This window comes from Rossellomorea sp. ABR4_012 (genome assembly GCF_056159545.1).
The window spans coordinates 1,288,486-1,301,831 of record NZ_JBSWVK010000001.1 but is presented as its reverse complement, the minus strand read 5'-3'; the positions used below and the strand labels follow the sequence as shown (position 1 = coordinate 1,301,831).

At 43.3% G+C, this 13,346-nt stretch carries 10 protein-coding genes; 4 read left to right on the top strand and 6 right to left on the bottom strand.

Translation table 11 applies throughout. The features are described 5' to 3' along the window. Positions 1 to 110 precede the first annotated feature (110 nt). The 6 genes from menC to ACXAFV_RS06345 form a co-directional block, all read right to left on the bottom strand. On the bottom strand, positions 111 to 1,217 hold the full coding sequence (menC, locus tag ACXAFV_RS06370) for an o-succinylbenzoate synthase (protein ID WP_475125197.1): 1,107 nt from the start codon (positions 1,215 to 1,217) through the stop codon (positions 111 to 113). Then, positions 1,207 to 2,718, bottom strand: a complete 1,512-nt coding sequence (locus tag ACXAFV_RS06365; protein WP_475125195.1) for an o-succinylbenzoate--CoA ligase — start codon at positions 2,716 to 2,718, stop codon at positions 1,207 to 1,209. Before ACXAFV_RS06365 ends, menC begins: the two co-directional genes overlap by 11 nt. Before the next feature lie 79 nt (positions 2,719 to 2,797). Then, complete coding sequence (menB, locus tag ACXAFV_RS06360) at positions 2,798 to 3,616, bottom strand: 1,4-dihydroxy-2-naphthoyl-CoA synthase (RefSeq protein ID WP_475125193.1); 819 nt, start codon at positions 3,614 to 3,616, stop codon at positions 2,798 to 2,800. A 1-nt stretch (position 3,617) separates the two neighbouring features. Then, positions 3,618 to 4,442: a 2-succinyl-6-hydroxy-2,4-cyclohexadiene-1-carboxylate synthase gene (gene menH, locus ACXAFV_RS06355; protein WP_475125192.1), complete on the bottom strand. Its 825-nt coding sequence runs from the start codon at positions 4,440 to 4,442 to the stop codon at positions 3,618 to 3,620. Continuing rightward, positions 4,439 to 6,178, bottom strand: a complete 1,740-nt coding sequence (gene menD / locus ACXAFV_RS06350; RefSeq protein ID WP_475125191.1) for a 2-succinyl-5-enolpyruvyl-6-hydroxy-3-cyclohexene-1-carboxylic-acid synthase — start codon at positions 6,176 to 6,178, stop codon at positions 4,439 to 4,441. The genes menH and menD overlap by 4 nt, the downstream gene beginning before the upstream one ends. Next, positions 6,171 to 7,580 (bottom strand): isochorismate synthase, encoded by a 1,410-nt coding sequence (locus ACXAFV_RS06345; protein ID WP_475125190.1) that lies wholly within the window; start codon positions 7,578 to 7,580, stop codon positions 6,171 to 6,173. Before ACXAFV_RS06345 ends, menD begins: the two co-directional genes overlap by 8 nt. Positions 7,581 to 8,217: 637 nt before the next feature. Here ACXAFV_RS06345 and ACXAFV_RS06340 point away from each other — a divergent pair. From ACXAFV_RS06340 to ACXAFV_RS06325, 4 genes are all read left to right on the top strand, one after another. Further along, positions 8,218 to 9,141 (top strand): 1,4-dihydroxy-2-naphthoate polyprenyltransferase, encoded by a 924-nt coding sequence (locus ACXAFV_RS06340; RefSeq protein WP_475125189.1) that lies wholly within the window; start codon positions 8,218 to 8,220, stop codon positions 9,139 to 9,141. A 516-nt stretch (positions 9,142 to 9,657) separates the two neighbouring features. Further along, positions 9,658 to 10,419 carry a TraR/DksA C4-type zinc finger protein gene (locus ACXAFV_RS06335; RefSeq protein WP_475126085.1) on the top strand — a complete coding sequence of 254 codons (762 nt, stop codon included), beginning with the start codon at positions 9,658 to 9,660 and terminating at the stop codon, positions 10,417 to 10,419. Positions 10,420 to 10,854: 435 nt separating this feature from the next. After that, positions 10,855 to 12,075, top strand: a complete 1,221-nt coding sequence (locus ACXAFV_RS06330; protein WP_475125188.1) for an NAD(P)/FAD-dependent oxidoreductase — start codon at positions 10,855 to 10,857, stop codon at positions 12,073 to 12,075. Next, positions 12,076 to 12,942 carry an RNA polymerase sigma-70 factor gene (locus ACXAFV_RS06325; RefSeq protein ID WP_475125187.1) on the top strand — a complete coding sequence of 289 codons (867 nt, stop codon included), beginning with the start codon at positions 12,076 to 12,078 and terminating at the stop codon, positions 12,940 to 12,942. The last annotated feature ends 404 nt before the right edge of the window (positions 12,943 to 13,346 follow it).

Sequence of the window (13,346 nt, the reverse complement as noted above, 5' to 3'; positions counted from 1 at the left end):
CGGCATTAGATCAAGGGCTCAGAGTTCATCTCTGGGCTTTGTTTTAGTTTGGATTTTTTCGTGAGTAAAAAAAGACATGAAATCATCCCCAGATCTCATGTCCACTCAACCTATAACAAAAACTCTTCCCTAAACTCACAAACTTCCTTCAGACGCTTCTTATTTAGCCCTACTCCAATGCCAGACTTATCAAACCTTTTCACAAATCCGTTCTCCACCACGATCGGAGCATCTATGATATCCTCCTCCCAATACTTGTTCGATGAAGAAATATCACCTGGGATCGAGAATCCTTCCAGGCTTGCAAGGCTGATATTATGAGCACGGGAGACACCGAATTCAATCATGCCTCCGCACCACACTCTGATCCCATTCTCCTGACAAAGACGATAGATTTCCAGTGCAGAATTATATCCTCCGACTCTCCCCAGCTTGATATTGACGACACCGCAGCTTTTTAAATGGATGGCACTCTTCATATCGTGTGGCGATACGATACTTTCATCAAGACAGATAGGGGTCCTGATCTTACTTTGCAAAATAGAGTGTTCAACCAGGTCGTTAATTCCTAGAGGCTGTTCGATCATTTCCAAGTGGAATTCATCAAGGGATTTCAAATGTTCGGCATCATCAAGCTCATACGCAGAATTCGCATCCGCCAAAAGGGACAGTCGAGGATATTCTTTTCTTAAGGCACGGACAATTTTAATATCCGCACCCTTCGAAATCTTGATTTTTATCCGTTGGTACCCCTCCTCGATCAGCTCATGTGTCTGAGTGATCATTCCTTCAATCGAATCGGCTCCAATGACGGCACCTGCCAGTATTTTTTCACGTGTGCCGCCAAGCACATCCCAAAGGGGCTTCTCCTGCTGCCTCGCATACAAATCCCAGATCGCCATTTCAAGGGAAGCTTTCGCCATTGCATTTCCCCGTACAGTATCAAACAACTTACTCAGTTCTCTTGGATGGGTGACCGGATGACGTTCAACCAAAGGAATCAATACATCTTTCAGGATGTGATGGCACGTTTTAACCGTCTCTTCCGTATACCACGGTGTTGTAAAAGCCACTGCTTCACCTAAGCCGACCACACCGCTTTGGTCCTCGGCCTCAATAATGATTCCTTCCCGTGATTCAACCCTTTGCAAATGAGTGACAAACGGTTTCTTCAACGGCATTGATATGATGTGCAATCTGATTTTTTTAATGTTCATCGCGGTACACCCCCTGCTCCCATCGCTCTCTCAGTACTCGTCTCAGAATCTTATTGGAGGCATTCCGGGGAATATCATCCACAAAGACGATCTTTTTCGGCTGTTTATAGGAAGCAAGGTTATTTTTACAGAAAGAAAGGACATCTTCCTCGTTAAGGGGACTCATGCTGACTTTTACAATGAAAGCACATGGAACCTGTCCCCACTCATCACTCGAAATCCCTGTTACACCCACGTCTTCGATCTCTTTGTGGGAAGTGAGCACACTTTCAATTTCTGCCGGGTACACATTTTCACCACCGGAAATGATTAAATCGGAACGGCGGTCCAAGACGAATAAAAAGCCTTCGTCGTCGACGTAGCCGATATCACCTGTGGAAAGCCAGCCATCTTCAAAACTTTCCTGATTCTCTTCTTCACGCTTGTAGTACCCTATGGTCACATTGGGGCCCTTCACTAAAATCTCTCCCTCTTCATACGCTGCCGCAGGTCCTGTTTCTTTCTTTATCTTCAGTTCGGAAGGAAACAGCGGTTTACCTGCCGAACCAAGCTTCGACAAGCTGTATTCAGGGGAAAGCGTGACAATCTGAGAAGACGTTTCCGTCATCCCATACGTTTGAAACACTGGGATTTTCTTATCCCTGCAGATTTCCAGTAAAGGAAGCGGCGCCGGCCCTCCTCCGAGCAGCATACAGCGGAAATTCCCATGGTACGATCCATCACCTAGATCCTTCAACATCCGCTGCAGCATATTGCTGACTGCCGACATAATGGTGATGGAACCGCTCATCAATTCACCATTGATTCGTTCTACATCGAAGTGTTCAAACAACCGGACGCTTATTCCATAAATGACACTTCTCATTAATATCGAATAGCCGCTTATGTGAAACAGCGGGACCGAACACAGCCAGGTATCATTTTCACTTGTACCGAGATTCAATGAGGAACCAATCGCACTCCACCAATGATTTCCGTATGTCTGAAGCACCCCTTTTGGTGCACCTGTAGTACCAGAGGTATACATGACTGAACAGACTTGGTCTAACTGAAAATGATCCTTTATTTCAAAGGTTGACGAAGAGGCCTTCTGTAAATCTGAAAGCTTCATTTTTTGCACGTGCTGATTTTGAAGCTTGTTATAAAACTCATCATCTAAAATGACTGCTGGCAGTTTCATGTCATCAATCTGAAATGCCAGTTCAGCAGGACTCAATCGATGATTAAGAAGTACAGCTGACAGACCTAGCTGTTGAACAGCATGAATGACCGTGACCGATTCGACCGTGTTTTTAATCATCAACCCGATGAATTCAGATTGAGATTCCTTCATATATCCATGTATCTTTCCTGCCGTTTCAATCGCCATGTGCCACAGTTCTTTAAACGTATACTCATGGTCATCGCTTTTCAAGGCAATCCGGTCAGGGGTCAAATATGTTCTTTGTTTGAGCCAATTCGGCAGCTGGTGGGATGTCATAACGTTTCTTCTCCAATTCATAATGGTATTTACCTAATAAAATGCTTTGTCAAACAAAAAAACCTGATGAATCTGTCGAGATCCATCAGGCTGCCCTCTATTAAGGGAAACGAGGGAATTGTCCGAAGTCAGGTTTGCGTTTTTCTTTAAACGCGTCTCGACCCTCTTTTGCTTCTTCAGTTGTGTAGTAAAGAAGTGTAGCATCGCCTGCAAGCTGCTGCAGTCCGGCTAAACCATCTGTATCCGCATTGAATGCAGCTTTTAGGAAACGAAGTGCAGTCGGGCTCTTCTCAAGCATTTCAGATGCCCATTGTACGGTTTCCTCTTCAAGTTTTTCGTAAGGTACAACCGTGTTTACAAGACCCATTTCAAGTGCTTCTTCGGCATTGTACTGACGGCACAGGTACCAGATTTCTTTCGCTTTCTTATGTCCGATGATGCGTGCAAGATATCCTGCACCGTAACCTGCATCAAAGCTTCCCACTTTCGGTCCTGTTTGACCGAAGATCGCATTGTCTGCAGCAATTGTGATATCGCATACGACATGAAGCACGTGGCCGCCGCCGATTGCGTAACCAGCAACCATTGCGATGACAGGTTTAGGGATGACACGGATTAAACGCTGTAAGTCCAATACGTTCAGACGTGGAATTTCATCTTCCCCTACGTAACCGCCGTGTCCGCGTACACTTTGATCTCCGCCGGAACAGAATGCTTTTTCACCTGCACCAGTCAAGACGATTACTCCAACCTTGGAATCGTCACGAGCATAGGCAAATGCATCGATCAATTCCATTACCGTCTTAGGACGGAACGCATTTCGTACTTCCGGACGGTTAATCGTGATTTTGGCAATCCCATTATATGTTTCATATAAAATATCTTCGTAGTTTCTTTCTGAAACCCATTCAAAAGCCATCTTAAACATCCTCCTTTATGTACTTGAATAAAACTTCCTCTATCATTGTACCAAACTTTCGAGGTTCTTCCACATGAATTGCATGCCCAGTGTCGAAAAAAGTAATAACTTCAACGTCAGGAATATGCTTTTCCATCTCTTTTGCAATCGCAGCAAACTTGTGGTCAAGCTCTCCTATCATCAATATCACCGGAAAAGAAAGCTCATGCAGCCTACCCCACCAGGATGGCTGCGCGCCGGTCCCCATCCCTTTCAAGCTGTTCGAAAGTCCTACTGGGGATTGCTGAAGCCGCTGCCTGCGGATCGCCTCTTGAACCTCGTCTGGCAATCTTTTTTGAGTGGAGAACAACGGGACCTCCTCCCAGAACTTCACGAAAGACTCCATTCCTTCTTCCATGATCCTATCTGCAAGGGAACGGTCTCTTTCCCGTCTTTCTGCCCTTTCCTCTTCCGTTTTCAAGCCCGGGGAAGCACTTTCCAGGATAAGGGCACTGACATAATCAGGGTAGAGATTAGAGAAGTGAAGAGCAAGCCTTCCTCCCATCGAATAACCGATAAAGGCTGCTCTCTTGATGTCCAGCCGGTTCAATATATTACTAATATCGAGGGAAACTTCATCCATCGAGTATCTCTTCTCATCTGAGGGTGAATCACTTCTCCCATGGCCGATGATATCGATTGTGATACATTGATTCGTTTCTTTAAGCCGGCTGGTGATTTCATCCCACGTACGAGAATCACCAGTGAATCCATGAAGGAATACAATCGGGAATCCTTCTCCCTTAACATCTACAAAATAATCGATCTCATTCACCCGGAGAATCATGGAGAATTCCCCTTCAACTTTGTGACTATTTCCTGGGAAACATAATTCCACAATTTACGATGAATTGCTACATTTTCTTCACGATTTGTCAGGACTTCAATGATCTTGATCCCTTTATGCAGTTCAGCGTTTTTAAGGGCTTCACCAAACTCATTCTCTTCTTTCACCAGCGAATAATGTGCACCGTAAAAGGCTGCCGCTGAAGAAAAGTCAAGATCCATCGGTGTACCGAATAATTCCTCGAAGTAAGTTCCGTCACTTGCCTGCGGAAGGAAGGAGAAGATTCCTCCCCCGTTGTTATTCATCACGACAATGGTGATATCCAAGCCATATTTTTTTGCGACAAGAAGACCGTTCAGATCATGGAAAAACGCAAGATCGCCGATCAGCAGATACAGAGGGGTATTTCCGGTGCTCATCCCGAGCGCAGTCGAAACGACTCCATCGATCCCATTGGCTCCACGATTTGCATGTAAGGAAATCTTCCGGTCACTATTGAAGAAGAACGTATCAATATCACGTATCGGCATCGAGTTGCTTGCAAAAACAAATGCCCCGTCCGGCAGCTGTTCAATCAGCTTTTTGACAGCTTTCCCTTCATTCCATGGCTGGTCGTCTGTCTGCAGAATGTTCCTCGAAAGATCATTTACCTTTTTCCACTTACGTAACCATCCGGCATCCTCATTGTCCGCGCCGGTTTTCAAGTCCATGCAGAACAATCTTTCATCACAATAAATAAATTCAGTAGCTTTCGCGATCGGATCCTGCCATTCCTCGCCGCTGCTGATAATCCAATACGGAACATCCGGCAGTCCTTTGAGGAAAAGGGTCAGAGGTTTAGAAACCGGCATAGCACCAAAGCGAATGATCAAATCAGGCTGTAGATCATCATTTATCTCTTTCGTTTTCAGAAATGCATCATACGTTTCAATTACATTCTCCTTGGAATGCTCTCCGCTCCTTACTTGCGAGAGAGGATCTGCGACGACCGGTAATCCATGATGTTCGGCAAAGTCCGTAATCGAGTCGATTGCAGATACATCCAGTCCAGGTCCGCAAATAATCAGCCCTTTTTGTTTTTCCCTAAGAACACGAAGCAGGTCATCACGCATTTCCGGAGATAATCCCCGGACACCGCCAACTACGCGTTTTTCCCTGCGGCTGACTTTAGTAAATTCTACTTCCTCGAGAGCAGGGATCAATGGCTCCCTGATCGGGAAGTTAAAATGAACCGGTCCTGCCGGAGCTGAGAGTGACAGGCTAACTCCTCTTGCAGCTGATGATTTTGCATACTTCAAGATACCAGGAGAAGATTCAGGCAGTGCCATATCGACACTCCATTTTACATGCTTCCCGTAAAGATCGAGCTGATTGATCGCCTGCGGAGCTCCGACTTCACGCAGCTCATGTGGCCGGTCGGCTGTCAGTACAATGAGTGGAACCTTTGCGTAACGAGCTTCAATAACAGCCGGATAATAATTGGCTGCTGCCGTTCCGGACGTACAAAGAATCGCAACAGGCTTTTTCTTAGCCTTTGCGATCCCGAGTCCAAAGAATGCTGCCGAACGTTCATCTACGTTGATATACGTTTTCACGCCTGGGTGATGCGTAAATAATAACGCCAAAGGAGTAGAACGAGATCCCGGGCTGATGACCACCTCGTCTACTCCATTGCCGACTAATTCATTGATAAATGCTGCTAAATAACTTGTTAATCGTTGTTGATGTTCATCCATGGATGTTTCCCCCTAATGCTCTGAGCATCGGTCGAAATTTCATTTGCGTTTCTTTGAATTCACTTTCAGGATCAGAGTCAGCTACAATCCCGCAGCCCGCGTATAAATACGATCCTTCATCATGAAGGAGACCCGATCGTATCGCTACTGCAAACTCCCCGTTACCGTAAGCATCCATCCAACCTACAGGACCTGCATATAACCCTCTGTCCATCTTCTCTTCCTGACGGATGACATGAAGTGCCTTTTCTCTAGGGACCCCACCCAAAGCAGGTGTAGGATGCAGCTTTTCAATCATATTGAGGAGAGATGTCTGCGCCGCAGCCCTTCCGACAACAGGTGTATATAAATGCTGAATATCTTTCATTTTCATTAAACCCGGCTTTTCCGGCAGTGAAAGTTCATTGCAGAATGGCTCAAGTGCCTGTTGAATGGTCTCTACAACCAAATGATGCTCATAACGATTTTTCTCATCGTTCAGAAGTTCTTCTCCAAGCTTTTCGTCCTCATCGAGCGTGCGTCCCCTCGCAATAGAGCCTGCTAAACAAGTGGACAGCACTTCTTCGCCTGTCTTTTTGACAAGACGTTCCGGAGTAGCACCTATAAAGCAGCTTTTGTTCTGTTCAAAGCTGAATATGAAGCTGTCAGGCTGCTGCTTCCACAGGTTGTCCAATACAAAGTCAGAAGTGACAGGAGCATCAAAGGTAACTTTGCATTTACGTGCAAGGACCACCTTCTCCATACCGCCATCCTTAAGTTCTTGGACGACATTCTGTACGGACTTCTTCCACTCTTCCGGATTGTAATCCTCTACATTGTTCACAGCAGCTTCTTCAGGGACGGAAGGATACTTGGACTTTCTGAGGATTTCATCTTTAAAACGAATCATCTCATTAAACGAATCTTCATCACCGTCAGGACCGCATAACATGTTCAGAGTCAGATAATCCGCATCCTTTGATTTTGTCAGCATGAAGGATGGAACCTGAAGGGTACCGTTCTCAAAATCATTCCATTCCAGCCCACGTTGATTAAGAGGATCAAACCGGAAACCTCCGAATAACAGCGGTCCCGTACCGATCCAATTCTCCGGTGAGAGAATGACGCCCTCGTCGATAAAGCGCTTCCACTCTTTCTCAACCGCAAAGAACTGATCCCTGTCATCTTGTGTAGAAATCGTATATGCAGAACCCAGGCCTGCGAGTGTAATCGTATGATCCCGGTCCTTCCATAAAAAGCGCGTTCCCTTAAATAACGAGTTCCCCTCATTATAAAAGAAAAGCGGATCGACAGAATCAATTTCTTCTACGATGCTGAACAGGACGGGGTGTTGATATTGTTTAGCCTTTTCCCTGGCTGTATCATATGCTTTTTCAATATTGGTTTTATGGATGGTAACCAACCCGAATTCCCCCAAACAATCACGTACATGATTCAAAACTTATTTTAAGATACACCTCACTGTATGGTGTGTCAACGTTGTGAATGACAATTAAACAATTTTATCCTTATTATATATAATAAACCCTTTTTACGTATTTGAGAAACCTAAAGGGTTGTAAAAGTGCTCAAATAATGGAAAACCTTTTAATCCGCTAATGATTTCCGTGCAAGACTTCGCTTTCCGCGGGCGGCCGGTGAGCCTCCTCGTCGCAGCGCTCCTGTGGGTTAGAAAAGCGGAGGCGGCTTGCTTAGATGCGATAAGCATAAGACAGGGCAGCCATAAAGGCGCTTTTTGCCTTTTTGGATGGCATGACTTATGCCTCGAGCCTCTAGCCGCTGGAGCTGCACAAGTCTCACCTGTCTGGCTTATCCCGCAGGAGTCTTCGCCTTGCACTCCAATCAATCGCTAGAACCGACAAATTCATAATTTTTGCACTCATTAACACAGCGCCACCTCGTTCACATAGGTTTTTCATAGCAGAATTCGCCATCAGTAAAAAAAGATTGACACTCCTCACTCCATTACCTACACTTTAATCTGTAAAGGAATTGTAATGATTTCAGAAAAATTCCTTGATTGTAAGGGAGAGAGATGAATGGCACATCAAATGACAAATACAATAGAGGCAGATAAAGGGTGGAAGATCTGGTGGCAGCTCACGAGACCCCATACCCTGACAGCCGCATTCGTTCCGGTACTGCTCGGGACGGTACTTGCTCTTCAATATACAGACATTCAATTTTCACTGTTTCTAGCGATGCTTGTGGCATCTTTGCTTATCCAGGCCGCTACGAATATGTTTAATGAATACTATGACTATAAACGCGGCCTCGATACGGAACACTCCGTCGGGATCGGCGGCGCAATTGTCCGGAATGGCGTGAAGCCTTCAACGGTCATGAATATCGCCTTTTCTTTTTATGGGATCGCCCTGCTATTAGGGTTCTATATCGTCGCGAACAGCACATGGTGGCTGGCAGTGGTTGGTCTTGTATGCATGGCTGCAGGATACTTTTACACTGGTGGACCGATGCCGATTGCCTACACCCCATTCGGTGAAATCGTCGCAGGATTGTTTATGGGACTGATCATCATCGTGATCTCTTTCTACATCCAAACGGAAACGATCACTGTTGAAAGCATTCTTGTTTCCGTTCCGGTTTCGATACTGGTAGGTCTGATTTTATTGGCAAACAATATCCGCGACCTGGATGGCGACAGAGAAAACGGTCGTAAAACCGTCGCCATTTTACTTGGTAAAAAAGGAGCCATCGTACTTCTCGGCAGCATGTTCTTCTTGACGTATGCATGGGTTGCCGGATTAGTACTATTCGGAGACATGTCTCCTTGGATGTTTGTTTCTTATCTTAGTATTCCAAAAGCAGTGAAAGCTACGAAAGGCTTTATTGGAAAATCGCAGCCGCTCGAAATGATGCCGGCAATGAAAGCAACAGCTCAGACCAACACGATTTTTGGATTTTTGCTGTCGATTGGATTGCTGATTGCATATTTCATCTAATTAAGTCAGATTTGAGCTTGGAAACCGGACTGTTGATGTCCGGTTTTTTTGTTTTGTTTTTTGGTTCGGTTTTAGTCAAGGTTGAGGTAAAGAAAATTCGACACCGGGGTACAATAATTTGGATTTTGGCACAATTATGAAAATTCTGGCACAATAATTCCCAAAGCGGCACAATTATCAGGATTCCGGCACATTAAATCCAGAAGTGGCACAATTATCAATTAAGCCTGCATTTGAAATCAATTTCCCGAAAAATTCCAAGCCCATAATTCTCAAAAATGAGGGCAAATGAACTTAATACCTATAAAAGAGCACCAGGACATCCAAAAAAATTAAAAATTCGGTAACAATCCACCCAATAACTTTCCCTCACAAAAAAATACAAGCCCTCCCTTCCCATTAAGCACCTTCACAACAAGAGTGCTCTTTTTTATGTTTTAATCAGCAGACTTTCGGATAAAGTATGATTAGACCATAAAAAAGTGGTCCGGGAAGCCGGACGTTAAAATGAAGGATGTGAGAAGGTTGCTTACAAAAAGTCAGCAAGAAACACTTAAGAAAGAACTGCTTCAACAACAATCTCAATTAAATGAGCATCTGCATCGGGATCTTGAGAGTCTTCATGATACAAACGAACGGGATAATTCAGGAGAGCTGTCTCTTTATGACAACCACCCTGCCGATATGGGTACAGAGCTATATGAACGTGAGAAGGATTACGCAATTGATGATCATTCTAAAATCGAATTAAACAAGATAGATCGGGCATTAAAAGCCATGGAAGATGGCACTTACGGCAAGTGTAAAGAGTGCGGCGCTGAGATTCCTTATGAACGCCTTGAAGTGATTCCTACGACGCTCTATTGTAGAGATCACTCGCCAGAGCAATCCATAGCAGGAGACCGCCCTGTAGAAGAGGACGTACTGCAGCCGCCGATCGATAATGAATTCAGGCATCGCACAAACGGCAACGTCCGGGATTATGAAGACAGCTTCCAGGAGGTTGCCCGCTACGGAACGTCTGAAACACCATCTGATTTCGAAGGTGAGTACGAAGACTACTCTGAATTGTATCAAGGAGAAGACTCCTCTGAAGGGTTCACCGAGGATTACGAAAGCTTTGTCGGAACGGATATCGACGGCTCCAACCGTAAAACCTATCCATCAAAGAAGCACGAAGATTATGAAGAAATGCTTGATGATAATGACTTGGAATCCCCAATTGGAGATATTCCATATAAAGATGGGGACGGATATGTTTCTAAAAAGAAAGACTAAATGAAAATAAGAAAATAAATCCCAAGGCTGATAAATTCAGCCTTGGGATTTATTTTGTGTGGAATCCTATGTTATCCATAATTGACCAGTTCAAACTAATTCTAGCTGTTGATTTGATGCAAGGCGAAGAAACCTGCGGGAAAAGCAAAACGGATGGAAATGGGCTGAGGTGGTTTTCTGCCAGCCCGCTGATAGCAGAGTCTTGCACGAAATCGAACAGCAAGGATTAAACAAAAACTTAAACTCTCACTTATAAATAAATATCAAAATTGTCCTTAAATGAGTGTTAAGTAAAACATTTAAATTCCGAATATAGGACAGCTCTTTTTTACAACGATAACAATTACATTTTCTGAGATAAATGATCAATGTTTCGTGTCACAAAAACACTTCATATCTCGTTATATTTGTAAAAAGATTATGGAGTTGATGAGAATGAAAGTATTAACATGCATTGTCATTGGCGGGGGATACGCTGGCATTAATACAATCAAAAATATTCAAAAATCATTTAGGAGTGAAGTACTCCAACGCCAAATCAGAATTGTTTTAATTGATAAAAACCCTTACCACTTACGAAAAGTATTACTTTTTAAACCTGCCGCAAGGAATAAAGAAATTACGATTCCACTAAACAAACTGTTTTCAGAAGGGGTTGAGTTTGTTCAAGCAAGCGTAACAAAAATAAATCCAACAGAAAAAAAACTTCTTCTTCAGGATTCAAATGGAAATATGAATTCGATGAACTATGACCTTCTCACTTTGGCGGTTGGCAGCGTGATGAAAAGACCAGATACCTCACAAGGTGGAATAGCCTTAGCAAGCTTGGACGACGCGGTAAAGATTCACGCGAAGTGGCGGGCCAATTTAAAGAAGGCCAAAACGGAAGTAAATGAGAAAGAACGGCACAGATTAATGACAATCGCTGTAGCTGGAGCAGGTATAAGTGGAATAGAAACAGCTGCTGAATTGTCTCATTATGTTCACGAAGAAGCTAATCAGTTAGGGATTGACCCAAGTCTTGTAAAGATATATTTAATCAACTCGAAAATGAGATTATTTCCGGATGGCCCAGAAAAGGTAGGAAAAAAATTAGAACGCAAACTTGAGAGGAAAGGGGTTATAGTCCTTCACGGAACCAAAGTACTGATGGAGAAAGAAGGGATACTGACATTATCAAATAGAAAGAAAATGTCTGTTGGAATTTGTATATGGACAATGGGGATGTTGCCTAACCCCATGCTTCGTACCATCGGTATACCGACTACTTTGGAAGGCTACGTGGACGTAGATGATAGCTATAGGGTTCAAGGTGCTGAAAGTGTGTACAGTATCGGTGACTGTGCTCAAATCAAAGACCCTAAAACAGGGAAAAAGGATGGGAAAACTTGCAAAGAAGCAATTGCCCAAGCTGATAGGTTAACAAAGATTATGTTGGCAGACCTTGAAGGGCGTCCATCACCTATCCATAAGGAGTTTATTGATTTTTTCTGCTTTGGGTTAGGGCCTGAAGATGGAATGACATGGATACGAAAATGGGGAATAGATATTATATTAACTGGTAAGCTCGGTTGGCGAATAAGGAAATGGACATGGAATTCTGCAAGTTTAATCAGTAATGTAAAAGAGGACAGTAAAAGCGAAAGGATTGGTTAGGTGAAGGAATTATATACGCAATATAAAGGGTTACTGTTTACTCTTGCCTACCAGCTGACTGGATCGGCTATTGATGCGGAAGACGTTGTACAAGACGTATTCTTGAAGATTTATGACGTTGACTTGGATCGTCTGCTTGAACCAAAATCTTATCTATGCAAAATGGTGACGAATCGGTGCAGGGATTTACTAAAAAGTGCACAAAAACGGAAGGAACAGTATGTGGGTGAATGGCTTCCTGAGCCGGTTGTTAACATGAAAGACCCCACTCTTGAATTGGTTGTCCAGAGTGAGCAGTTATCTTACGCATTGCTTGTGTTGCTTGAAAAACTGTCTCCTACTGAAAGAGCAGTGTTTGTTCTTCGAGAGGCTATGAGGTTTAAGTATTCCGAAATTGCAAGTATTATTGGTAAAAGTGAAGTTAATTGCCGTAAACTGAACAGTCGTGCTCGAGAAAAAATGGGCATTACAGGTGATACGACAATCCAATCTGAAACAGAGAGTGAAAAGTGGATCGTGCGATTCCTAGAGGCGCTAAAACATGATAATGTTGACCAGATTATCTCCTTGCTGGCAGAAGATGTTGTGCTGATTTCAGATGGTGGAGGGAAAGCAGTTTCAGCCATTCACCCTATTAGATCACACGATATCGTTGCCAAGTTTCTTGTTGGCCTGTATCGCAAAGCTTCATCTAACGAAGAATTTTTCAATATTGAGTTAAGAGTTATAAATGGGCAAACAGGGCTTGTTATCCGAACGAACGAGGGAATTGAAAGCGTAGTTCTGCTGCATGTTGAAAGAAATGCAATTTGCAATATCTATTTTGTCAGGAACCCAGATAAGCTAAAGTATCTTAAAATTATCTGAGCAACCCTTCAGTTCATAATAAAAGATATGTGAGGCAGAAGTTCCTTTTTCTTCTGCCCTATATAATTATTTACTAAGTCTTAATCCATTAAATTGCCCTATTCATAAATAAGCAATAGCTGAATAAACATTCTATTCCATTTCCAAATATTTAAGCTGGATTTTAAAGTAATGCACGTTAGTTAATAAGCTTTGCTACGAAAACCTTATTGCATCACACTTACTTTAATTGATAAATGTCAAAAACCCTTTACTTCCACAACCAATTCTTTCCTTATAGACGTTTCATAACAAAAAAATCCTGTCATTAATTCAACAGGATTTAAACTTTGTTTCAAATGATTACTCTCTATTTTAATACTACATAATAAAATACACGTTCGAGGTAAGGAAGAACAACATCA